Origin of the sequence: Marinomonas sp. FW-1 (assembly GCF_005222245.1) — a bacterium.
Lineage (GTDB): Bacteria > Pseudomonadota > Gammaproteobacteria > Pseudomonadales > Marinomonadaceae > Marinomonas > Marinomonas alcarazii.
Window position 1 is genome coordinate 18,509 of sequence record NZ_CP025987.1, and the last position, 22,377, is coordinate 40,885.

21 protein-coding genes are annotated in these 22,377 nt (G+C 45.3%); 11 read left to right on the forward strand and 10 right to left on the reverse strand.

Features of this window, described 5'->3' with window-relative positions:
- Nucleotides 1-77: 77 nt before the first annotated feature.
- The gene (locus C1X04_RS00080) at nt 78-1,355 is read left to right on the forward strand and encodes an FAD-binding oxidoreductase (RefSeq protein ID WP_137168831.1); all 1,278 of its coding nucleotides are present in this window, start codon (nt 78-80) and stop codon (nt 1,353-1,355) included.
- Nucleotides 1,356-1,459: 104 nt separating this feature from the next.
- Nucleotides 1,460-2,113: a TetR/AcrR family transcriptional regulator gene (locus C1X04_RS00085; protein ID WP_137168832.1), complete on the forward strand. Its 654-nt coding sequence runs from the start codon at nt 1,460-1,462 to the stop codon at nt 2,111-2,113.
- A 25-nt stretch (nt 2,114-2,138) separates the two neighbouring features.
- On the opposite strand, the gene C1X04_RS00090 is transcribed toward C1X04_RS00085, so the two are convergent.
- Nucleotides 2,139-2,957: a response regulator transcription factor gene (locus C1X04_RS00090; protein ID WP_110576278.1), complete on the reverse strand. Its 819-nt coding sequence runs from the start codon at nt 2,955-2,957 to the stop codon at nt 2,139-2,141.
- A gap of 542 nt (nt 2,958-3,499) precedes the next feature.
- Here C1X04_RS00090 and C1X04_RS00095 point away from each other — a divergent pair.
- From C1X04_RS00095 to C1X04_RS00120, 6 genes are all read left to right on the forward strand, one after another.
- Nucleotides 3,500-4,834: a glutamine synthetase family protein gene (locus C1X04_RS00095; protein WP_110576280.1), complete on the forward strand. Its 1,335-nt coding sequence runs from the start codon at nt 3,500-3,502 to the stop codon at nt 4,832-4,834.
- 123 nt (nt 4,835-4,957) lie between these two features.
- Nucleotides 4,958-6,049, forward strand: coding sequence for a polyamine ABC transporter substrate-binding protein (locus tag C1X04_RS00100; RefSeq protein ID WP_110576282.1), 1,092 nt, complete (start codon nt 4,958-4,960; stop codon nt 6,047-6,049).
- A 75-nt stretch (nt 6,050-6,124) separates the two neighbouring features.
- Entirely contained in the window at nt 6,125-7,279 is a 1,155-nt protein-coding gene (locus tag C1X04_RS00105; RefSeq protein WP_137168833.1) for an ABC transporter ATP-binding protein, read from the forward strand.
- Nucleotides 7,276-8,208 carry an ABC transporter permease subunit gene (locus C1X04_RS00110; protein WP_110576286.1) on the forward strand — a complete coding sequence of 311 codons (933 nt, stop codon included), beginning with the start codon at nt 7,276-7,278 and terminating at the stop codon, nt 8,206-8,208. Before C1X04_RS00105 ends, C1X04_RS00110 begins: the two co-directional genes overlap by 4 nt.
- Entirely contained in the window at nt 8,208-9,017 is an 810-nt protein-coding gene (locus C1X04_RS00115; protein ID WP_110576288.1) for an ABC transporter permease subunit, read from the forward strand. The genes C1X04_RS00110 and C1X04_RS00115 overlap by 1 nt, the downstream gene beginning before the upstream one ends.
- Before the next feature lie 27 nt (nt 9,018-9,044).
- Nucleotides 9,045-9,749, forward strand: coding sequence for a glutamine amidotransferase (locus C1X04_RS00120; RefSeq protein WP_137168834.1), 705 nt, complete (start codon nt 9,045-9,047; stop codon nt 9,747-9,749).
- 25 nt (nt 9,750-9,774) lie between these two features.
- Here the strand turns inward: C1X04_RS00120 and C1X04_RS00125 are convergent, their stop codons facing one another.
- Nucleotides 9,775-10,518 (reverse strand): siderophore ferric iron reductase, encoded by a 744-nt coding sequence (locus C1X04_RS00125; protein ID WP_137168835.1) that lies wholly within the window; start codon nt 10,516-10,518, stop codon nt 9,775-9,777.
- A gap of 202 nt (nt 10,519-10,720) precedes the next feature.
- Between C1X04_RS00125 and C1X04_RS00130 the strand changes: the two genes are divergently transcribed.
- The gene (locus C1X04_RS00130; protein ID WP_137168836.1) at nt 10,721-11,851 is read left to right on the forward strand and encodes a sugar MFS transporter; all 1,131 of its coding nucleotides are present in this window, start codon (nt 10,721-10,723) and stop codon (nt 11,849-11,851) included.
- A gap of 75 nt (nt 11,852-11,926) precedes the next feature.
- On the opposite strand, the gene gmhB is transcribed toward C1X04_RS00130, so the two are convergent.
- From gmhB to def, 7 genes are all read right to left on the reverse strand, one after another.
- Nucleotides 11,927-12,484, reverse strand: a complete 558-nt coding sequence (gene gmhB / locus C1X04_RS00135) for a D-glycero-beta-D-manno-heptose 1,7-bisphosphate 7-phosphatase (protein WP_137168837.1) — start codon at nt 12,482-12,484, stop codon at nt 11,927-11,929.
- 70 nt (nt 12,485-12,554) lie between these two features.
- Entirely contained in the window at nt 12,555-13,028 is a 474-nt protein-coding gene (gene ybaK, locus C1X04_RS00140) for a Cys-tRNA(Pro) deacylase (RefSeq protein ID WP_110576298.1), read from the reverse strand.
- A 21-nt stretch (nt 13,029-13,049) separates the two neighbouring features.
- Nucleotides 13,050-14,498: a TrkH family potassium uptake protein gene (locus C1X04_RS00145; RefSeq protein WP_137168838.1), complete on the reverse strand. Its 1,449-nt coding sequence runs from the start codon at nt 14,496-14,498 to the stop codon at nt 13,050-13,052.
- Between the two features lie 160 nt (nt 14,499-14,658).
- Entirely contained in the window at nt 14,659-16,032 is a 1,374-nt protein-coding gene (gene trkA, locus C1X04_RS00150) for a Trk system potassium transporter TrkA (RefSeq protein WP_110576302.1), read from the reverse strand.
- Between the two features lie 371 nt (nt 16,033-16,403).
- Nucleotides 16,404-17,753, reverse strand: coding sequence for a 16S rRNA (cytosine(967)-C(5))-methyltransferase RsmB (gene rsmB / locus C1X04_RS00155; protein ID WP_137168839.1), 1,350 nt, complete (start codon nt 17,751-17,753; stop codon nt 16,404-16,406).
- Nucleotides 17,750-18,736 carry a methionyl-tRNA formyltransferase gene (gene fmt, locus C1X04_RS00160; RefSeq protein ID WP_137168840.1) on the reverse strand — a complete coding sequence of 329 codons (987 nt, stop codon included), beginning with the start codon at nt 18,734-18,736 and terminating at the stop codon, nt 17,750-17,752. The genes rsmB and fmt overlap by 4 nt, the downstream gene beginning before the upstream one ends.
- 85 nt (nt 18,737-18,821) lie before the next feature.
- Complete coding sequence (def, locus tag C1X04_RS00165; RefSeq protein ID WP_110576562.1) at nt 18,822-19,337, reverse strand: peptide deformylase; 516 nt, start codon at nt 19,335-19,337, stop codon at nt 18,822-18,824.
- A 232-nt stretch (nt 19,338-19,569) separates the two neighbouring features.
- Between def and dprA the strand changes: the two genes are divergently transcribed.
- Entirely contained in the window at nt 19,570-20,853 is a 1,284-nt protein-coding gene (dprA, locus tag C1X04_RS00170) for a DNA-processing protein DprA (protein ID WP_137168841.1), read from the forward strand.
- A gap of 71 nt (nt 20,854-20,924) precedes the next feature.
- Here the strand turns inward: dprA and C1X04_RS00175 are convergent, their stop codons facing one another.
- Nucleotides 20,925-21,341: an RNA-binding S4 domain-containing protein gene (locus tag C1X04_RS00175; protein ID WP_110576310.1), complete on the reverse strand. Its 417-nt coding sequence runs from the start codon at nt 21,339-21,341 to the stop codon at nt 20,925-20,927.
- Nucleotides 21,342-21,385: 44 nt separating this feature from the next.
- On the opposite strand from C1X04_RS00175, the gene cysQ reads away from it, so the two are divergent.
- Nucleotides 21,386-22,231, forward strand: a complete 846-nt coding sequence (gene cysQ / locus C1X04_RS00180) for a 3'(2'),5'-bisphosphate nucleotidase CysQ (RefSeq protein WP_137168842.1) — start codon at nt 21,386-21,388, stop codon at nt 22,229-22,231.
- Nucleotides 22,232-22,377: the final 146 nt, after the last annotated feature.

Here is a 22,377-nt window from a genome sequence, read left to right on the forward strand (position 1 = left end):
TATATTACAATTGACACTGACTATAAATTCGATCAATCATTCGGTTATTGGGTTTTGAACTATTACAGGAGTTTTCCTTGAGCAAACATGAGCCGTCTTACTACGAAGCTACGGCAAAAGCGTACCAAAGCCGTCCTCAGTTAGTCGGGGATCACAGTACCGATATTTGTATTATAGGTGGTGGGTTTACTGGCACTTCTGCGGCGCTTCACCTTGCTGAAGCGGGTTTTCAAGTGGTCTTACTGGAAGCCAATGAAATTGGCTGGGGAGCATCTGGGCGTAATGGTGGACAAATTTGCCAAGGCCACAACATGGGCCACGCCGAGATGGTCAAAAAGGTCGGTAAAGACACTGCCGATGTGTTGTGGCAAACCTCGGTCGAATCGGTTGATTTGGTAAAGGAGCTGATTGCGAAGTATCAAATCGATTGTGACCTGGCTGCTGGAGTATTGCATGTGGCGTCTAAGTCGCGTCATGCGGATGAGATTAAAGAAGCCGTTGAATACAAACGCCAGCAACTCAATTACGAAGAGGTTGAGTTTTTGGATGCGAACGCTGTTGCCGATAAATTGGGTACAGATCGTTATCATGGTGGTGAATGGTATAAAGAAGGTGCGCACATTCACCCGCTGAACTTTGCGCTTGGCTTGGCGAGCGCTGCGGAAGCTCACGGTGCTAAGTTGTATCACCATTCCGCAGTATTGGAATACACCGATGGCAAGCAACCTGAGGTTATGACGGCCAAAGGTCGTGTACGTTGTCGTTATTTATTGTTTGCGTGCAATGGCTATCTTGGGCATTTGAATGGTCCTGCTGCACGAAAGATCATGCCGATTAACAACTTTATTATTGCAACAGAACCGTTACCGGAAAGTGTTGCCAATCGAATTAATCCAGACCGCATTGCTGTGGCAGATTCAAAATTTGTCGTGAACTATTATCGCTTATCAAAAGACAGAAGAATGTTGTGGGGGGGCGGTGAAAACTACAGTCAGCGTTTTCCAAAAGATATTGCAGAGTTTGTTAAAAAACATATGTTGGAAACCTACCCTGAGCTAGGCAAATACCGCATTGATTACGCTTGGGGCGGTACCTTAGCGATTACGCTTAATCGCATGCCGCATATTGCGCGCCAGCAAGAAAATATTTTTGTAGCTCATGGTTATTCTGGTCACGGAGTGGCAATGGCAACGTATGCGGGGGCGATTTTTGCCAAAGCCGTGCAAGGATCGTTAGAAACCGTGGATGCATTTGAACGGCTTCCCATGCGTGATTTTCCTGGCGGCACCTTACTCCGTTGGCCTGGTTTAGTCGCTGGGATGCTGTATTACTCAATGTTAGATCGTTTACCCTAATGTGATGAATGGCGACTGATGGGTATGTTTAGTCTTCATTGCTATGTGTATAATTTAATCACTTTAATTGAACTTCTCTGTTTATAAGGAAGCCAATCTTTATTATGGCAACTCCCCCTACGACAATGAAAACCATGCAATCTGTTTCGCCTCGTAGCGAGCCTGTGCAGTCTCGCTCCATTAAGCGCGCACAACAAATTTTAGACGTGACTAGCGAATTGTTGGAAACCGTTGGTTTGAATGATCTGAATACGGCCATTATTGCAAAAGAAGTTGGCATTTCTGTGGGATCTTTGTACCACTATTTCCCAAATAAGCACGCTATTCTCTATGCCATGGGTAAGTCTTGGCTGGACAGTATTGAAGAAGTGCTAAAAGACATTCAGGAGTGGCGTCTGGAAGAGATGACGCTGTCCGACTTTATCGATCAAGTTGTTAATATCAATTTACGCACTTATCGTCAGCAGCGTGCGGTATTACGTTTAGTACAAGCTATGTTTTCGGTGCAAGAGTTACGTGAATTGGATGAACGCCATGATGATATGGTCATTTCGAAAATGGCCAAGGTGTTCAAACGCTTAGGGTTAAACAAGCACATTCGGGAGCGAGAGCGCATCGCGCGTCTCTACCTAGAAGTAACACACAGTACGTATCTGGTCGTCGTAAACCAAAACGAACGTCGTGCCGCGCGCACGCTTGATGATTTAAAATTGATGTTAACCAGCGTTTTAGAACGACATCTAAACGATCCTGAATAGTTGTCTTAATTGCCCGCTTTTCATATTAACTTTTTTCCCTGTCTAGTGAATCTAGGTGGCTGAGGAACAAGGTGAAGATTTCCGACTGCGTTGATGTGTCTAAGCGTGCGTGGATATTTTTACGGTGTACTTTTACCGTACCGGCACTGATGCCCAGCTCGTTAGCGATGGATTTTGACGAGTGACCTTTGAGCAACAAGCCTAAAATTTCTTGCTCGCGGGTGGTTAACACGCCATGAGCAAAGGTTTTGAGCGCGTACTTTAATGGTCCAGACCTAGATTCCCTTTCAACGAACTCCCCTGCTTGTGTTAGCCAAAACTGACGAATCAAGGCTTCTAGCATGGGAAAAACGCTTTTCAAGTTATTCAATTCTGTTCGACGAATGGAGCCAACTGCTTTCTGACGCCCCAACGAAATCACACAGGTTGTGGTTGTGTCCAATTCCACCAAAATATTAATTTCATCGACTAAGTCAAAGTTGCGATAACAAGTTTGGTAGTACTCAGTTTCCTCAAAGGAGTCTGGAGACATGTCGGCCAAACGATATACGCCCGGCGAGATGCCCTGCTGAATGGTGTTAAATAAGGGGTCTAACAAATACGCCTTGTTCAAATACATTCGCAGGGTTTGACTTTGCTCGCTTGGGTCACTTGGATGAATCAGCAGCGGTTTCAGCGTTTTTTTGTAAGTGACCATGATAATGGTATCGAAATAGCAAATGTTGCTAAGAACTCCCTCTAACGCAATGGGAAAGCTGGGTACCCGAATGTGATTAGTGAGAGCGCCTAGGTCTTTCATTAATTCGGGTAAGGATAATTGTCCTCTTAGAGTGCTTTTTTGCATTATGTTGAAGTCCTTCCGCATGCATCGCTTAAGTGAGGTGCGGCATGAAAGTGATGAATACACAAACCATTGGCTATTTTAAATAGTGCTCTATTCGATCAAGTTTAAGTCGAGTTATTTATCGGTTTTGCTTTTATTCCTAAAATTGCTCTGCTTCTGCAAAATTTCCATCGACTTTCGCGTAATTTCTGTAGTAAAAATGAATACATAACCTGAATGATTTTTCGGCTTATGGTGTTCGAAAGTTATCTTCTCAAAACACATTAAGATGATGCTTTATTAATAAATATCAGCAAATTAGCTGAATGTGAAGAAAAGCAGTGATCTTTTTAAGCGTGATTTATATATAAGTGGTTCTATCTTTGCATATACCCACTCGGGGATAGTTACTCGCATCATTTGCTCAGGTTAAGGTGATTTATATCGGAAGAAATTGACTTAAATCCTGTTTAAGCAATATGAAAATCGAATTAAAACTCGATTATCATCTTAGAGAGCACAACTTCTTCTGCAGTAAGACTCATTTCATAAGAGAACATTCTATGTCTGATATGTACGAAGGGAACAACGAATTTGATCTGTTTATTACAGATTTAAACGGCAATTTGCGTGGCAAGCGTATGCCCTCTAGTGGTTTAAAAAGCGTGATGACGCAAGGGGTAAAACTGCCTCACTCAGTCATTGGGTTCGACCACTGGGGTGATGACGTTCTCGATAATGGTATGGTCTTTGAGACGGGTGACAGTGATGGCGTGTGTTTCGCTGTTCATCCTAAACCTATTTCTGTGCCGTGGGCAGAGTCCGCTCGTGATCAAATCTTGGCCATGATGTACAACGCCGATGGCACACCATTTTATCCAGACCCTCGTCAAATATTGACGCGCATTGTTAAGCGTTTTAAGGATCTCGGCTACACACCCGTTGTGGCAACAGAGCTAGAATTTTACTTATTAGATGGTCAATCAGAAGCCAAACGCCAGCCTTCTCCTCCTATCATCGTAGAAGGCAACGGTGTGCGTTTGAATAAAACGGACTGTTACTCCATCGAAGAAATGGATGGCTTGGAAGCGTTCTTTGCGGAAGTTCGCCGAGCGTGTGAGATCCAAGGCATTCCTGCGGACACTATTATTTCTGAATTAGGTCCTGGTCAATTCGAAATCAACATGAAGCATAGCAACGACGCTGTTCTAGCGGCAGACCATGCGATTATGTTTAAGCGTTTGGTTAAAGGCGTTGCTCGTCAACATGACTTTGGTGCGACCTTCATGGCAAAACCCTATGCAGACAAGAGCGGCAATGGCTTCCATGTTCATTTTAGTTTACTTGATGAGCAAGGTAATAACGTATTTAACAACGGCACAGACGAAGGCTCGGTTTTATTGCTGCAAGCGGTTGCTGGATTATTGAACCATATGTCCGATTCTATGCTGGTGTTTGCACCGCATATGAACTCTTATCGCCGCTTCCAAAATGGAGCACATGCGCCAACATTTGCGAGCTGGGGCTATGAAAACCGCACTGTTGCAGTGCGTATTCCAGAAAGTGATCATTTTGCTCGTCGAATTGAGCATCGAGTGGCTGGCGCAGACGCGAATCCTTATTTAGTATTGGCGGCGGTGTTGGGGGCAGCGTTGCATGGCATTGAAACGAAAATGTCTCCGCCACAGCCCATTGAAGGCGATGCTTATGCTATGTCGGAACGTTTTGAGCCGCTACCGAATCGTTGGGAACTGGCTTCTGAATCTTTTGCAGACAGCGCGTTTTTAACAGAGTATTTGGGGAGCGAATTTGTGCGTGTCTATGGCGCGGCAAAAGAACAAGAACAACAAAAAATATATGGCCGTATTTCCAATGTGGAATATGAAGCCTATTTGTAAAAGCGCTGCAAAGCACAGCGACATTAGAATTTAGAGTCCATCAGAGGCTTAGCTTGAATACGAAAACAACATCACAACAGGAACCAGCCAATGTCACGTTGGCTGTATATGGGAGAACTCCACATGAAACGCAATGTATTGAGTATATTGATCGCTGGTGCAGCGTCTAGTTTTGCTGTTAGTAGCTACGCTGAAGATGTTTTAAACGTTTATAACTGGTCGGATTATATGGCGCCAGGTGCTTTGGAGCAGTTTACTAAGGAAACGGGCATCAAGGTGAATTACGACGTTTATGACAGCAACGAAGTGTTGGAAGCAAAACTCATGGCTGGTGGTTCTGGCTACGACGTGGTTATGCCATCTAACTCATTCTTCGAGCGACAGGTGAAAGCAGGCGTGTATCAAGCCATCGACAAAAGTAAGCTGAGTAACTATGGCAACTTGGATCAAACACTGGCAAAGCAAATTGAAAAGCACGATGCCGGTAATGTTCATAATATTCCTTATGCTTGGGGCACGATCGGTATTGGCTACAATACTAAAATGATTGAAGAGCGTTTGGGTACGGCGGATATTGATTCTTGGGATATTTTATTTAATCCAAGTATTGCGGCTAAGTTGAACGACTGTGGTATTGCTGTGTTGGATTCTCCTGCAGAAGTGATGTCGGTTGTTAATAATTATCGTGGCGTGGATCCAAACTCCGAAGACAAAGATGCGTTAACGGAATCCGCAAAACTCCTGTCAGAGGCTCAGGATAACATTCGTTATTTCCATTCCAGCAAATACATTTCCGATTTAGCTAACGGTGATGTGTGCGTGGCGATTGGTTACAACGGTGATATTTTGCAGTCGCAAAGCCGTGCTGAAGAAGCGGGTCAAGGCGTTGATATTAAGTTCGTGATCCCAAAAGAAGGCACCTTGGTGTGGTTTGATTTAATGGCAATTCCTGCTGACGCTCCCCATCCTGAAGCTGCCCACAAATTCATCGACTTTATTTTGAAAAAGGACATTGCCGCAGCGATTTCGAACTACGTTTTCTATGCGGTGCCCAACACGGCGGCGGCGCCATTGCTAGATGAAGAAGTGGCAACCAATAAAGGTGTGTACCCAACTCAGGAAATCAAAGAGAAACTGTTCGTACAAGTAGCTCACACTGCGCGCTTCGATCGTTTATTGACACGTGCTTGGACTAACATCAAAACTGGGCGCTAAGCAGCCATCTGTGCGTGAGTGACGTCGTTTCGGCGTCACTTTTCTTGAATACTTACCATGCTGACTGGTGCGTTTATGTCTGTATCTTCTGTTTCTCCTATTGTGACTTCGCAATCCATGCCAACTTGGCGTCAAAAAGACGCAGAGCCTTTTGTTCGCATTGAACAAATTAATAAGGCGTTTGGAGACTTCACTGCCGTGAATAATGTCTCTTTGGATATTTATAAGAACGAACTGTTTTGTCTGCTGGGCGGATCTGGTTCGGGTAAAAGTACTTTGTTACGAATGTTAGCTGGGTTTGAATCCCCCACCTCGGGTCGAATTATCATCGACGGCGTGGACATGTCTCATGTGCCACCGTGGGAACGCCCAGTAAATATGATGTTTCAGTCTTATGCTTTGTTCCCTCATTTGACGGTTGAAGCGAACGTGGCGTTTGGTTTAAAGCGTGAGGGCTTGCCAAGCCGTGAAGTGAAGCAGCGCGTAGCGGATATTCTAGAGATGGTGCAATTAGGTCACCTTGCTCGTCGCAAACCGCATATGTTATCTGGTGGCCAGCGTCAGCGTGTTGCATTGGCGCGTTCTTTGGTCAAGCGCCCTAAACTTCTTTTGCTGGATGAGCCCTTGGGGGCATTAGATAAGAAGTTACGTGAAGAAACACAATTCGAATTAATGCGCTTACAAGACGAGCTTGGAATCACATTTGTGGTGGTCACTCATGACCAAGAAGAGGCGATGACGTTAGCAACGCGCATTGGCGTTATGAACAACGGTGTCATCGTCCAAACTGCCGAACCCCATGAGGTGTATGAATACCCTAGTAATCGTTTTGTCGCTGAGTTCATCGGTAACGTGAATTTGTTTAACGGCATTGTGGTGTCGGATGAGCGTGATAGCGCTGCGATTCAATGTGATGATACCAATGGCCTTATTTACTTGGATCATGGTATCAGCTGCGCACCTAACCAAGTGGTAAATGTCGCGATTCGCCCTGAAAAAATGCGTATCGCCCGAGAAACATCCAGTGCCGAAAATAACTCCGCAGAAGGGGTTATTACGGAAGTGGCGTACATGGGGAGCCAGTCCATCTTCAAAGTGCGTTTGCTGTCAGGGAAAGAAGTGCGTATTACACAACCCAATTCCCATCGAGATACTGGGGAGCGTCTAACATGGGATGATCATGTTTACCTATCTTGGGATGCCGACAGCAGCGTGGTATTAACATCATGATAAACGCACCGACCAATACAACACAGCCGACGCTGCTGCAGCGTTTGCAAGCCATTCGTTTGGGGCGCTGGTTCGTTATCCTAATTCCAATGTTGTGGTTGGCTGCGTTCTTCTTTATCCCTTTTTTAGTGGTGTTTAAAATATCGCTTTCAGAGGCAATGATTGCGGTGCCGCCCTATTCGCCTTTATTGGAGTGGGATCCAAGTAGCGCTTACGCAACGTTAAAGATTACCTTTGGCAACTATTTGTTTTTGTTCGAATCGCGTTTTTACTTAGACGCTTATTTAAGCTCTTTGCGTATTGCGGCGGTGTCGACTTTTTTCACTTTAATTATCGGTTTTCCGATTGCTTATCTGATTGCTCGTAGTGGTCCGACTGCGCGTACGATATTGTTATCATTGGTCATTTTGCCTTTTTGGACATCATTCTTATTGCGCGTCTATGCTTGGATGTCGTTGCTGAAAAAGAATGGTTTGGTCAACGATACATTGATGTCTTTAGGCTTGATTGATCAGCCATTACAAATCCTACAAACGGATGTGGCGGTGTATATTGGTATTGTTTACACCTATTTGCCGTTTATGATCCTACCGCTTTATACCACGCTAGAAAAAATGGACATGAGCTTGATTGAAGCCGCGAAAGACCTAGGCGCCAAGCCATGGAAAGCATTTTGCTTTGTCACTTTACCATTGGCAAAACCTGGCATCATCGCTGGCTGTTTGTTGGTATTTATCCCCGCTGTCGGTGAGTTTGTCATACCCTCGTTATTGGGTGGCTCAGACACTTTGATGATTGGTCGAGTTTTATGGGATGAATTCTTCTTGAATCGAGATTGGCCTTTAGCGTCTGCTGTGGCGATCATTATGCTGATTGTCTTGGTGGGCCCTATTATGTTTATGCGTAATGGCAACAAGGAGGCTCTGTAATGAAAAATCATTCTTTAGCACTTAAGCTCAGTGCTGGCTTCGGCTTTTTGTTTTTATATGCCCCCATTGTTGCTTTGATTATTTACAGCTTCAACGAATCTAAACTGGTGACCGTATGGGGTGGCTGGTCTCTCAAATGGTATGTAGAGCTGTTTCAGAATGAGCAGATTATGAACGCGGCTTGGGTCAGTTTAAAAATCGCCTTTATCAGTGCAACCCTGGCGTCAGTATTGGGGACTTTAGCGGGCTTTGTGTTGAGTCGAATGGGTAAATTCCGCGGCAAAACCATGATGGCTGGCTGGGTAACAGCACCATTAGTGATGCCTGAGGTCATTACTGGCTTGTCGTTGTTACTGTTGTTTGTGGCGATGGAAAGTATGTTTGGTTGGCCCGCAGGTCGAGGCACGACCACCATTGTCATTGCGCACACGACCTTCTGTTTGGCGTACGTTGCTGTTGTCGTTCAATCGCGTTTGTCGTCGCTGGACGAGACGTTGGAAGAAGCCGCAATGGATTTAGGGGCTAAGCCCGTGTCGTTATTTTTCCTGATTACTTTGCCATTGATTTCACCAGCGATATTATCAGGTTGGTTGCTGTCCTTTACGTTATCATTGGACGATTTGGTTATTGCTAGTTTTGTGTCTGGTCCTGGTAATTCCACTTTGCCTATGGTGATTTTCTCTAAAGTGAGACTGGGCGTTACGCCAGAGATAAATGCGCTAGCGACCTTGATGATCTTGGTTGTCTCGATTGCCGTCATCGCTGCCATTTTTATCATGCGCCGCCAAAGTCGTTTTCAAAATCCTTAACCGCTGTTTTTTTGAGGTAAATAATTAATGAAGATAGGAATTCTCGCTGCGGGCATTACACCTGATGAACTGCGCTCTAAGTACCCAACCTATGCTGAAATGTTTGCTCAGCAGATTGCTATATTAGAGCCTGAGTTGTCGTTTGAGATATTTGACGTTCGTTTGGATGAGTTTCCAGACAGTACGGACACCTGTGATGCTTGGTTGATTACTGGCTCTAAAGCGGATGCGTATGCAGATGAGCCATGGATTCTTCGTTTATGTGAGTTTATACGTGAAGTGGATGCCAAGCGCCAAGTGTTGGTCGGGATTTGCTTTGGCCATCAAGTTATCGCCAGAGCACTTGGTGGCCGCGTTGCTAAATTTGATGGCGGTTGGGGTGTGGGGGTTCATCATTACCAAATTGCAGATAATGTAAAAACGCCTTTAACTCAGAAAGACATCGCTTTTTGCGCTTTTCACCAAGACCAAGTATTAGAAAAACCCGAGAAAATGACGAGCTTTTTGAGCAGTGATTTTTGTCAGCACGCGGGACTCATTTACGAAGATCGTATTTTGACTTTCCAGGGCCATCCTGAATTTTCCAAGGCTTATGAGAACGAATTGATCGACTTATATGATGGTGTGACTCTAGCGCCTGATGTGGCTGCGAAAGCACGTCAGACGGTTGCTAATGAGTCGATAGACAATCAGCAGCTGATGGCTTGGGTGGGACAGTTTTTAAAAGGTTAACGAACTGACAGCAACTTGTTGGCAATTAATGGCTAATAAGTTGCTTTTTCTTAGTGTTTTTTGTGCGCAGTCTTGGGCAATTCGCACAAAGTTTTCCGTCGTCGCGGCGAAAGTGCAAACAGCAAGTGTGACGCACAAAAACCGGTGCGTCGGTTTCTTGCAGGCGTAGCCCCGCTAGTGGTTTTAACGGTAAAGTCATTGCTTCTGCCCAATCGCGAAAATCCTGCTCAAGATCGAATTTTTGTTCAATGGGGAGCCTGTTGCCGATGGCTATTAATGCACTCATTAATTGATCTGCCAGCAAGCCTCTATAAAGTGCTGGTTGTCCACCAAAAGCATCTACATGTGCGTTGGCAAACGATTGGAAAAGAACATTGAGTTGCTGACAAACACGGCTGATAAGAAACTCGTGATTGCCTTCATACCAAATCCCATCAGGTAAACAATAGCCCGCGATCATCTCGCCGCTTTGCTTTTGTTCTAAGTCTTGTAAACGCTGAGGTATGGCTTTGAGTTGATAGACGCAAATCATCGCCAAATACACTGGTTGCCAACAAACTAACCCCCAACTCCTTACCCGCCAATAAGGCGAGCCTGTTTCTGGGTGTGCTTCTTGTAATTTGTTATGCAACACACGTAATGCTTGTTCTGGGTTTTTGGCGGACAGGTTTGCGGTGTTTGGCATCTCATCTGAGCGGCCTTCTTCTCCGTCTAATGCAGGAATGTAAGATCTTGCTGTGTTGAAAAGACGATCTATAAGTCTTTCCATATTTCCTTACCTCCAAGTTGCGTCATGAGAAAGCCAAAAGTCATGGCTATTTTACATAATAATAACCATTATCATCTAATTATTTTTTTAAGCTACGTGTTTGAAGATTGTTACCCGCCTAGACATAAGTGCCTATTAATTAATCAGGTTGCATGATTAAATCCGGATTTACTTTATAAACTAGACAAATGGATACTGCTCGATGAAGGAATTAACTCGAACTGCGCTGTACTGCGCCATGTTTATTGCCGTTGGTGCGGTTGCGGGTATATTGGGTCCCAGTCTAATTTATTTAGCGGATCTTATTGATGCCTCCGTGGCGGAAATTTCCATCGTGTTTAGCGCCCGAGCAATAGGCAACATTTTTGGTGCTCTATTGGCGGGTCGAATGTTCGACCGCTGGCAAGGTCATCATTACCTGATTGTGATGTTGCTGTGTATGGTTGCTGGATTGGTGATGGTGCCCTTCTCGACCAGCTTATCGATGCTGGTGGTGTTATTCTTTTTGCTTGGGGCAACGGAAGTGTCTGCTAACGCAGGCGGCAACATGATGATGTTGTGGCTGCATAAAGAGAAAGTTGGCTCTTACGTTACGATTTTGCATTTATGCCACAGTGCTGGTTGCATGCTGGCGCCTCTGATTCTTGTCTTCGCGCAATGGACTGGTCATGGCTACGGTGCCGGCTATTGGCTGGTGGCCTTGTATGCGGTTCTGTTGCCTATTTTCCTGTGGCGACAACCTAGCCCGACCTTTGAAGTAAGGGCCAGTGAGACGGTTCCAGCGACAAAGCAAAAAGCCAGTTTTTTAGCATTTTTGGTGGTTATTTTTTTGTATGTCGGATTTGAAATTAGCATTGCGGGTTGGATCAGTACTTATGCGGTTTTGTCAGGAGAAGATCAAAACACCGCCGCGATTCTCGTGACTTGGTTCTTTGTGAGTTTATCCCTTGGACGTTTGATCTCTGTGTTTTTGTTGCGCTGGATTGCCCCAAGACAGGGTATTTATGGTTTGCTGACGCTGAGCTGTACGGGGTGTCTGGCAATGGTATTATCCGATGCGCCGCTGGTGCTGATTGCCTTGTGGTTGGGCTTGGGTTGCTCAGCCTTTTTCCCTATGTTGTTTTCGTATGCGAATAACATCATGGCACTGAACGGCAAACGCACAGGTTATGTCTTTGTGTGTTGTGGTTTTGGTGCCTTGTTTGCTCCCTCTTTGGCTGGGGTCATTATTGATGCTTTTAGCGCCAAAGCCTTTCCATATCTGCTATTGATTTTGGCCTTGTTAATATCGTTGAGCTGGCACAGATTAGCGGGCATGACACGAGACACCTAGTTTGTATCTGAAGCAACTTAGTAGTAACCACTTACTAACAAGTTGCTTCAGCTAGACTATGGTCGCTTGATTCAATTAGCTGTATTTGTGAAGCGTCGCGATGGTGAAGGCCGCAAGGTCTGTATAAACGCTGAAAGGGAAATCTATCGTCTTGTACTGCGTTTCACGGCCTTTTCCGGTTAAAACCAACACTGGTGAACAGCCGCGTGCATTTCCCGCCTGAAGGTCTCTGAGAGAGTCTCCGACCATAATGGCTGGGTGCTCCTCGAAGGATAAGCCTAGCTCAGCTTCAATGTTTTCAATCATGCCGCTTTTTGGCTTACGACATTGGCAGTTATCGTCTGGGCCATGTGGACAATATTGAATGCCATCAATTTTACCGCCCTCTGCTGCCACCAATGCTGTCATCTTATCGTGCATTGCTTGCAATGTTGTTTCGTCATAGTAACCGCGCGCAATCCCTGATTGGTTGGTAACGACAAAGATTTTAAAGCCTGCTTTAGACAGTGCTGATATGGATTTTATGCTGCCTGGGATGGGCTGCCATTCATCGACGGATTTTACATAAGCGTCTGAGTCTTGGTTAATGACGCCGTCTCGGTCTAATAGAATAATAGGTTTAATTTGCGCCATGGAAAGATGCTCTGTTTAGTGAGTGAAGAAGTTTGATTTGCCCATAGTATTTGGCGTTATGTATCGCTGTCTATTTACTTTCACCAATGGCAGCGAAAGAAGCATTACGACAAGCTAAGCTTAGATCCTTGGGTGCAAGACCTATGTCTAAGCCTCGTTGTCCGCCGCTCACATAGACTTTTTCGAAGGCTTGGGCGCTTTCATCAATGCAGGTGATTAGACTTTTCTTTTGCCCAATTGGGCTGATGCCGCCAACTAAATAGCCAGTAAGTCGTTCGGCATCTTTGGTGTCGGCCATGCGCAGCTTTTTTACGCCCAAGGCACTGGCTGCTCGTTTCAAGTTCAATGTACCTGTTACTGGCACAATGGTGACGAAGGTGTTTTTTTCGTCGGTGACTAACAATGTTTTAAAGACGCAAGCTGGATCTAGGTTTAACTTTTGAGCGGCTTCTTCGCCAAAGTTTGAGCAACTACTGTCGTGTTCATATTCATGAATACTAAACGCAACTTTCAGCTTTTTAAGCTGGTTGATAGCGGGTGTCAAAGCTTGCCTCTCTTATGGTTTTTATTTTTGCCAAAACATAGGCGTGAATAATACCAGCAAAGTAAAGACTTCTAAACGACCCAATAACATAGAAAAACACAGCATCCATTTTGCAGGATCACTGACGCTGGTAAAGCTGGATGAGACATCGCCCAAGCCTGGACCTAGGTTATTCAATGTTGCTGCAACCGCAGACCAAGCCGTGACTTGATCTAATCCTGTGGCCATAAGCCCTATCATCAGTACCACGTAAACCAACAAATAGGCTGAGAAGAATCCCCATACTGCAGAGACCACACGCTCATTAATTGCCTTGCCGCCAACCTTAACGGGAATAACGGCATTTGGGTGAATCAAGCGTTTGATTTCTCGCATGCCCTGCTTAAGGATTAACAGAATACGTATGACTTTCATACCGCCGCCTGTCGAGCTGGCACAGCCACCGACAAATGACGTGACGATCAACAAGAAAGGTAAGAAATGCGGCCAGCTAGCAAAATCTGAGGTGCCAAAACCAGAGGTGGTTGCGATAGAAACACTTTCGAAGACTGCATAGCGAATTGATGTTACCCAGTCATAAGTGGATGTCATCGCCAAAACGAGCGTCGTTAAAAGAACGGTACTGCCAAGAATTAACAGAAAAAAGCGCGCCTCTGGATCCTTAAAGTAATGCCAAACACTCTTATGACGCCAAGCATAGAAATGCAAAGCAAAGTTGAATGCTGAGACAATCATAAAGAAGGTACAAATCAACTCGATTGCAACGCTATTAAAGTAGCCAATGCTGGCATCATGAGTCGAGAAGCCGCCAATCGCCACGGTGGAGAAACTGTGACAAATCGCATCGAACAAGCTCATACCTGCGATCCAATAACCTAATGCGCAGACAGTGGTTAACGTGGCGTAAATATACCAAAGGGCCTTCGCGGTTTCGGCAATTCGAGGTGTCAGTTTGGTGTCTTTTACGGGTCCTGGTGTCTCTGCTCGATAGAGCTGCATACCACCGATACCCAACATCGGCATGATGGCAACGGCCAATACGATGATACCCATACCACCTAACCAAGTGAGAAGCTGGCGATAAAAAAGAATCGACTGAGGCAAATCATCGATGCCAGTGAGAATCGTCGCCCCTGTCGTTGTGAGACCAGAAATGGATTCAAATAGCGCATCGGTAAAAGTGAGTTCTGGGTTTTCGGCTAGAAAGAATGGCACAGAACCGAACAAGCCTAGCACCGTCCAGAACAGTACAGTAACCAAGAAACCGTCACGAATTTTTAACTCGCCACGTTCTCGACGAACTGGAAACCAGAGTAGAAAACCACCGATTAAGTTGATACCTAACGCATAAAGAAACGCATTGAGCGCACCATCAGAGTAAATTAAAGAGACAATGATTGGTGGAATCAGTGACACACTGAATACCATAACCAATAATCCGATGACTCGTAAAATAACACTAAAATGCATACTTGCTTCCTAGAGCCTAACGCTCTTGTGTCGTTAGGTCTGCGTTAAATTTCTGATGAAGCCCTTATTGGGCTTCTTACTTATCTTACCGTATTTCTTCTTAAGCAACGTTAACAAACCCTAACGACTGGTCGTGTTAAGGCAGGCATGTAGGGAGCGACTAGAAGAAAGTCAGTCCTACTTGGAAGAGTTGCTCCACTGCAGGAATTTGCTTCTTATTCGTCACGAAGATAATGACGTGATCTTCCGCCTGAATCACTAATTCACTGGTAGCGACAAGCATATCGTCCTCGCGAACGATGGCACCAATGGTTGCGCCTTCCGGCAAGTTCAAATTCGCTATGCTGCGGCCAACCACTTTGGAAGAGCGATAATCGCCATGCGCTACTGCCTCCAATGCTTCCGCCGCACCTTTACGCATGGAGTGTACGTTAACCACGTCACCGCGTCGGATATAACTAAGCAGCGAACTAATGGTGGTTTGTTGAGGCGAAATCGCAATGTCGATCATGCCTTCTTGAACAATGTCCACATACGCAGGGTTATTAATGATGGTCATAACCGTACGTACGCCGAGCACTTTTGCCAACATGGAAGACATAATGTTGGCTTCATCGTTGTTGGTTAAGGCGCAGAATACATCTGTGGATTCGATGTTCTCTTCCAGTAACAATTCCTGTTTAGAAGCATCGCCATTCAAAACAATGGTGTTGTCGAGGGTTTCAGACAAATAGCGGCAACGCTCAGGATCGCGCTCGATAATTTTAACGCGATATTCTTTTTCTAAACTTTGCGCCAAACGTTCACCAATGTTACCGCCACCGGCAATAATGATGCGTCGATATGGAACGTCTAATGGGCGCAGCTCACTCATGACATCCAATACATCACGCTGTGCGGTCAGGAAGAAGACTTCGTCATTGGCATGAATGTGCGTATTGCCGTCAGGAGAAATCGACTTGCCATCTCGGTAGATTGCAGCAATACGAGTTTGAATCGATGGCATATGCTCTTTCAAAAAGCTGATTGGCTGATCGATGAGAGGGCCGCCCTTTTCTGCTTTCACCACAACCAATTGCACTTTGCCTTCGGCGAACTCCATTACCTGCAACGCGCCTGGATAACGTATTAATCGGCTAAGGTGTTTGGTGACTTCTTTTTCTGGGCTGATACGAACATCCAATGGGATGGCGGCATCAGCAAATAGCTCTGGGTATTTTGCATAAGCGCTAGAACGAACACGACCTATCTTGGTCGGTGTTTTAAACAAAGTATGAGCGACCTGACATGCGATCATATTGGTTTCGTCTTGGTTGCTTACCGCGATCAACATATCGGCGTCGTTACAACCCGCTTGATCCAATACATCCGGGTGTGACCCGCTACCTTCTACGGTTTGAATATCGAGACGATCTTGAAGCTCTCTAAGGCGAGTGAGGTCTGTATCAATGACGGTAATATCGTTATCTTCACTTGCTAGGTTTTCTGCAAGCGTCGCGCCGACTTGGCCCGCACCTATAATGATGATTTTCATAGTTTGCCTTATTCACCTTAGAGTGAGCATTGTTTGTTGTGAGCTCGTGATTGTATGTCAGAGTGTATTTTTACTCGAATCCAGTAATGCAAGTTTACCCACATAAAGATCATTATTTAACTTGAAGTTGCTAAATAGTCGTAATTATTTTTGTTGATTCTACGGCACAGCGGTTGATCGGTTATTAAGACATGTTTTGGTAACGATCAGAGTAACGAAATGGCGAAAAGGCTCTGTCAGTGACAACCTGTTTTTTCCAGAAAAAAGCCCAGTAATCTGTGTTCCATGTGAAACAAATTACCGGGCTTTCTATAAATTTTCTATTACAACAATGACCTGTCTGTGCCTACTTTGGCTTGGCTAGAGTTTGGCTAGGATTTTTTCAGCAGGCAATAATAGAAGCCATCGTGCCCTTCAATGGTCGGAAATAGCTGCCGACCATGACTCACAGGAATCCCCCACTCTAATGCGAATTCGGGAGCCAAAGTATTCATCGCAACTTCTTTTGCGTCTGTTTGGTGCTCAAGAAAGTGTTGGATCTGACGTTCATTTTCTTCAGGCATTAATGAGCAGGTTGCGTATAACAGGTAGCCGCCTGATTTTAGCGTCCCCCAAACCTTGCTCAGTATTTCGCGCTGGATAAGCACCAGCTCATCAATATCTGCTGGTTTGCGATTAATTTTGATATCCGGATTTCGGCGAATAACGCCTGTGGCAGAGCAAGGTACATCTAGCAGTACTTTGTCGAATTGCTCACCATCCCACCACGAATCCGTCGCGCCAGCATCAGCACAAATCAAGTTCGCATTATTAAAGCCTAGGCGTTCAATGTTAGACTCGATTTTTTCCATTCGCCAAGGTTCTAGCTCAACAGCGGTTAAGTCGATGCCATTGCCTTTTTCCAATAGGTGTCCTGTTTTTCCACCTGGAGCAGCACACGCGTCTAATATTTTTTCACCGGGTTTCGGATTTAGAATATGCGCTGACAATTGAGCCGCTTCATCTTGCACACTGACAAAGCCTTCTTCAAAACTAGGTAACTCGCCAACGCGCACTGCATTTTTAAGGTACAGAGCCGATGTAGAGAAGTCGCCCGGATAGGATTTTATACCTAATTCGTTAAGTTGCTCTTGGTATGTTTCACGTGAAACTCGGCTTTCATTAATTCGAATACACATGGGTGGATGAGTATTGCTGGCATCAACAATGGCTTCAAATTGCTCTGGCCAATGCTTAATGTAACGCTTTAGCAGCCACTTTGGTTGGTTGTATTCAACGGATGGTGTCGATTCAAGGCTTGCAATAATATCGTCAGCTTCGCGTTGGTAGCGTCGAAGAACGGCGTTCATTAATTTGGTTGCCCAGTCTTTTTTAAGCAGTCGGCACGCTTCTACCGTTTCGTTAACGGCTGCATGATCTGGTGTGTTCATGTAGCTTAATTGGTATAAGCCTAGAAGTAAGGTTGCATATAAATCTGTGTCCTTTTCTTCAAAAGGATGAGCCAATAAGTGTAAGGCGATGCTGTTTAGTTTTGGGTACTGTCGGCAAACGCCAAAGCATAGTTCTTTTAATAAGGGGATGTGTTCACTTGCTACATCCGCTTGGTGCCGAGCAAGCTGAGTACTGAGCGAACCTTGTTGAAGTAAAATATTGGTAATGACTTCTATCGCGACTTGTCTTGCACTGTGTTGGATGGATGGCGCGCTATCTTTTTGATTCATGCTGTTTGCTCGTTAAGACCAAAACGTTGGCCAATCTCTAGGGCGGCTTTATGTTTGCCGTTAAGTGCGTCTTGAACTTTCATGCGCTTGCCACCGGCAAACTGGATTTCAGTAATGAGGATAGAACCTTGTCCTGTTGCAACAATAACGCCCTCTTTACTGACAACTAAAATATCACCGGGTGTGGAAGCTTCGTCGCTCACGCTAGCAATGTTCGCGGCATGGATTTTCATCACGCCAGCAATGCTGTTGGTGTAAGCCACAGGCCATGGCGATAGGCCGCGAATTTGGCGTTCGATCAATTCCGCAGACGATGCCCAATTCACATCACCTTCTTGTTTGGTTAATTTTGCTGCGTAACAAGAAAGGCTTTCGTCTTGCGGCTCAGGCACTAACGTCCCAGCTTTCAATTTCTCTAACGCCTCAATTAAGGCGTTACCACCAAGCACTGCTAGGCGATCATGCAGTGTTGCAGACGTGTCTGTTGGCTTAATATCGCAGTGCGCTTTTAACAACATGTCACCCGTATCTAAGCCCACATCCATTTGCATAATGGTGATGCCTGTTTCGCTGTCACCTGCAATCAAAGAGCGATGAATAGGTGCCGCTCCACGCCAACGAGGCAGCAAGGAAGCGTGAACATTGATGCAACCAAGTTTGGGTGTATCCAAAACAACTTTCGGAAGAATGATGCCATACGCAGCGACAATCATAATGTCCGCCTCTAAAGCCGCCAGCTGTTCTTTGTCTTCATCCAGCTTGAAGTTTAGTGGCTGATAAACAGGAATGTTGTTGGCGATAGCAAGTTGCTTAACTGGGCTCTGAACCAATTTTTGGCCTCGGCCTGCTGGGCGGTCTGGCTGAGTATAAACGCCGACGATCTCATATTGGTTTTCTGTTTTGGAGTCTAAGACTGCTTGTAAGCTAGCCGCTGCGAATTCGGGTGTGCCAGCAAAAACGATACGAAGTGGTGAGGTTGGCATAACGGTTCCTTAACAAAAAATCAGGCCAAAGCCTGATTTTATCATTCGAGTATCAATGTTCTTTGGGTCAAAAAGAGCGTTCTTCTTAACCTTGTTTCTGAGCCAGTTTGTGGGCTTTTTCTAGTTTGCTTTTGATGCGGTTGCGCTTTAATGGCGACAAGTAATCAACCATCAATTTGCCATCAAGGTGATCGACTTCATGTTGCACACAAACCGCCATTAGCTCGTCGACTTCTAAAGAGAAAGCTTTGCCGTGACGATCTAATGCGTTGACGCGCACTTTAGCCGCACGATAAATGTGCTCATAAAAACCTGGCACAGACAAACAGCCTTCTTGGAACTCGTTTGGTTCTTCGTCTAATACTTCAAATTCAGGGTTGATAAAAACGATCGGCTCGTTACGTTCTTCAGAAAAATCCATCACAACAAGGCGGTAGTGATAATCCACCTGTGTTGCTGCCAAGCCCAAACCATTTTCGTCGTACATGGTGTCTAGCATGTCGTCGATTTTAGTTTGCAGCTCATCAGTAAATTCGGTAATAGGCTCCGCAACTTTGCGTAAGCGTTTGTCTGGGTATTCAAGTACAGTTAAAACAGCCATGATCTTTTCCAACGATGTGTCTTTGTTCATGAGCGGAGACACTTTCTCCTACTCTTTTCATTGACTCTATTGTAACGCAAGTCTGGCTATTGAGCAGTCTTCTCGTGGCGGTTTTTTGGTCAATATGATTGAATAGCCCCAATAGGCTGAGACTATTTATTCTCAGCTTGGTGTTTTTATTATTCGTTTGGGCAAGGAATGCTCAAAATTCATTTGTAAGGAAGCTATTAACATGTCGACTTATAACACCACAGGTTTGTCCAAAACCGATTGGTTATGCCTCAGTCTCTTATCGGGAATCGGTCCGTCTCGACTCTCTCGTCTTTATACTTACCTTAGTCAGCTTGATCACCCTGAGCCAACAGATGACGCTGAAACCTTATCCTTGTTTGCTACCGAGACTTCAACAGCAACCATTTCTCATGATTTGTTAACCGCTTTAAAGTGGCCAGACATTACTGCATGTCAGGCCATGGAATACTTTTCCAACGGCACCCTTAGCAAGGAGCAAGAAACCAAACGTGATGAATCGCTAGCATGGCTAGAAGACGCCAACCATCACTTAGTACTGCAAGAAGATGAGCACTACCCAAAAGCGTTAAAAGAAATTTCCGTGGCGCCAGCCTTCCTGTATGTGGAAGGCAACCCAGATGGGTTGGCGTTTCCGAAAATTGGCATTGTGGGTGCGCGTAAGTGTTCACGCTATGGCCGAGATGCCACCTTTCAATTCGCTGAGCAATTGTCCGCTCGTGGTATTTGCGTGGTCAGTGGTGGTGCGATGGGAATTGATACCGCCGCCCATCAAGGGGCCTTATACAGCAAAACAACGCCCACCATTGCCGTCATGGGAACAGGCTTATTTCACCGTTATCCACATCATAATCGTGAGATGTTTGAAGAGATTCTAGAACAAGATGGCGCATTAATAAGTGAATACCCACTATCAACCAGTCCTCGCCCTCACCTGTTCCCGCCGCGTAATCGAATCATCAGCGGTTTGAGTATGGGTGTATTGGTATCTGAGGCATCGGTAAAAAGTGGCTCTTTGATCAGTGCCAGTTATGCCATCCAGCAAAACCGAGAAGTATTCGCCTTGCCTGGGCGTTTAACGGATCCCAAATCAGAAGGCTGTCATCAGCTACTGAGACAAGGTGCGACTTTAGTTCGCCATGTGGATGATATCTTCGCTGAGTGTTCAGCGCTTTCTTCTGTTCCACTGCTAAAGAGCTCGGCTAGCGCAAGCAAGGATAATACAAGATCGCAATCTACAAATAGACATCTGGCGGTGGACAGCTCCCCTATTCTAGTATCGAATCAGCTGCGTGCTTTACCGGAATCTACCTCGGAGAATGCCAAGGCCGTTATTGCTATGATGGAACAAGAAGCGCAACCAATGGATTTTGATGCCTTGATTCGGCAAAGCAAAATGGATGCGGGGCTGATGATGCAGGTGCTAATGGAATTGGAGCTGTATGGTTGTGTGGAGAATCGAGAAGGTCTTTATTGTCGTTGTTAAGTAAACGTTGCAGACCTTCTCGCTTTCAAAGTGACACTCTTGATAGGCCGTGATTTCTAGACAGCCAGCGATTAAATATCGCTAAAAATATCTTTCTTTAATTGCTTAATATCACGGCGCTCTTTTTTATTCGGCTTGTGGTCGGACATAATCCGGCCGCCAAACGATTTGTTTTCTAGGGCGCGTTTTTCACGTTTTGCGATCGACTCTGGGGTTTCCTCATAAAGCAATTGTGCTTCTGGTGCGCCACGGCGTTGTTCGCTAATTGCTTTGATTTCCACGATCTTTTCGTCCCAGCCAAGACGTATACCAATTAAGGCGCCAACTTCCACATTGCGACTGGCTTTACCCTTACTTCCATTGTAAGTCACCTTGCCGCCATCGATGGCGTCTTTACAAAGTGAGCGAGTTTTAAAAAAACGTGCGGCCCATAGCCACTTATCTAAACGAACGGCTTGTGGTGCCGACTGCTTTTCTGGTTTACTCATAAAGAATGCGTTGACCCTATTCTGTTGTCATATTTGAGGCTGTTATGCAGGACGTAAATAACCACCCAATTTTCCAAGCTCTTCAAAAAATAATACACGATGCCGCCGATGTGATCATGGATATTTATCAACGTGCCGATTTGGGTATCGAGCAAAAACGGGACGACAGTCCAGTGACCGCTGCCGATCTCGCTGCACATAAAGTGATTCTAGCAGGTTTGCAAGCACTTACACCCAATATTCCTGTTCTTTCAGAAGAGGGGGTGGTGACGTTTGAAGAGCGTTCTAAATGGTCAATGTTATGGATCGTAGACCCGCTCGATGGCACTAAAGAATTTATCAAGCGTAATGGCGAATTCAGTATCAACATCGCCTTGGTTGAAAATGGCGCGCCCATTCTTGGCGTGGTGTATTTACCAACCACAACGGAAGGTTATTTCGGCGTGACCAAAGCGTGGCAAGATTTGCCTGTTGGTGCGTTCAAATGGCAAGGCGACGAGTACGAACGCATCAACGTTCGTGAGCCTCGCGAACCTATTATTGCCATGACCAGTCGTAGCCACGGCCCTGCTCTTCCAGCCTCGCTAAAAAACAAATTAAAGCAAAGCTACGAGCAAGTACGAGAACTGCCAAAAGGCAGCTCAATTAAAGGCTGCCGAATTGCCGAAGGGATTGCGGACTTGCATCTGCGTCGTGGCCCAACCAGTGAATGGGACACCGCCGCTCAGCAAGCTATTATCGAAGCCGCGGGCGGCATGCTCGTCACCCCGGATGGAAAGCCGTTTCGTTACAACCAAAGAGAAACCCTACTTAATGGCCACTTCTTTGTATCGGGTGCTGAACTCGCCCCGTATGTGATGAACTGGTATCTAGAAAACGAAGAAGAGTAAGCACTACTCTTCTTCTATATCCCTCCTTTACTTACCTATACCTAAACGTCTTATCTGATTGTTTCACGTGAAAAAACTCAATATATTCAATCTGTGTCTTAATATTTTCTATTGGAATTGATTCATTTCTCTGCAACCAATAAAAT

Excerpts from the sequence above, each read along its gene's own strand:
- C1X04_RS00085 (WP_137168832.1), top strand. The coding sequence starts at position 1,460 with ATGGCAACTCCCCCTACGACAATGAAAACCATGCAATCTGTTTCGCCT.
- C1X04_RS00090 (WP_110576278.1), bottom strand. The coding sequence starts at position 2,957 with ATGCAAAAAAGCACTCTAAGAGGACAATTATCCTTACCCGAATTAATG.
- C1X04_RS00095 (WP_110576280.1), top strand. The coding sequence starts at position 3,500 with ATGTCTGATATGTACGAAGGGAACAACGAATTTGATCTGTTTATTACA.
- C1X04_RS00100 (WP_110576282.1), top strand. The coding sequence starts at position 4,958 with ATGAAACGCAATGTATTGAGTATATTGATCGCTGGTGCAGCGTCTAGT.
- C1X04_RS00105 (WP_137168833.1), top strand. The coding sequence starts at position 6,125 with ATGTCTGTATCTTCTGTTTCTCCTATTGTGACTTCGCAATCCATGCCA.
- C1X04_RS00110 (WP_110576286.1), top strand. The coding sequence starts at position 7,276 with ATGATAAACGCACCGACCAATACAACACAGCCGACGCTGCTGCAGCGT.
- C1X04_RS00115 (WP_110576288.1), top strand. The coding sequence starts at position 8,208 with ATGAAAAATCATTCTTTAGCACTTAAGCTCAGTGCTGGCTTCGGCTTT.
- C1X04_RS00120 (WP_137168834.1), top strand. The coding sequence starts at position 9,045 with ATGAAGATAGGAATTCTCGCTGCGGGCATTACACCTGATGAACTGCGC.
- C1X04_RS00125 (WP_137168835.1), bottom strand. The coding sequence starts at position 10,518 with ATGGAAAGACTTATAGATCGTCTTTTCAACACAGCAAGATCTTACATT.
- C1X04_RS00130 (WP_137168836.1), top strand. The coding sequence starts at position 10,721 with ATGAAGGAATTAACTCGAACTGCGCTGTACTGCGCCATGTTTATTGCC.
- gmhB (WP_137168837.1), bottom strand. The coding sequence starts at position 12,484 with ATGGCGCAAATTAAACCTATTATTCTATTAGACCGAGACGGCGTCATT.
- C1X04_RS00145 (WP_137168838.1), bottom strand. The coding sequence starts at position 14,498 with ATGCATTTTAGTGTTATTTTACGAGTCATCGGATTATTGGTTATGGTA.
- trkA (WP_110576302.1), bottom strand. The coding sequence starts at position 16,032 with ATGAAAATCATCATTATAGGTGCGGGCCAAGTCGGCGCGACGCTTGCA.
- rsmB (WP_137168839.1), bottom strand. The coding sequence starts at position 17,753 with ATGAATCAAAAAGATAGCGCGCCATCCATCCAACACAGTGCAAGACAA.
- fmt (WP_137168840.1), bottom strand. The coding sequence starts at position 18,736 with ATGCCAACCTCACCACTTCGTATCGTTTTTGCTGGCACACCCGAATTC.
- def (WP_110576562.1), bottom strand. The coding sequence starts at position 19,337 with ATGGCTGTTTTAACTGTACTTGAATACCCAGACAAACGCTTACGCAAA.
- dprA (WP_137168841.1), top strand. The coding sequence starts at position 19,570 with ATGTCGACTTATAACACCACAGGTTTGTCCAAAACCGATTGGTTATGC.
- C1X04_RS00175 (WP_110576310.1), bottom strand. The coding sequence starts at position 21,341 with ATGAGTAAACCAGAAAAGCAGTCGGCACCACAAGCCGTTCGTTTAGAT.
- cysQ (WP_137168842.1), top strand. The coding sequence starts at position 21,386 with ATGCAGGACGTAAATAACCACCCAATTTTCCAAGCTCTTCAAAAAATA.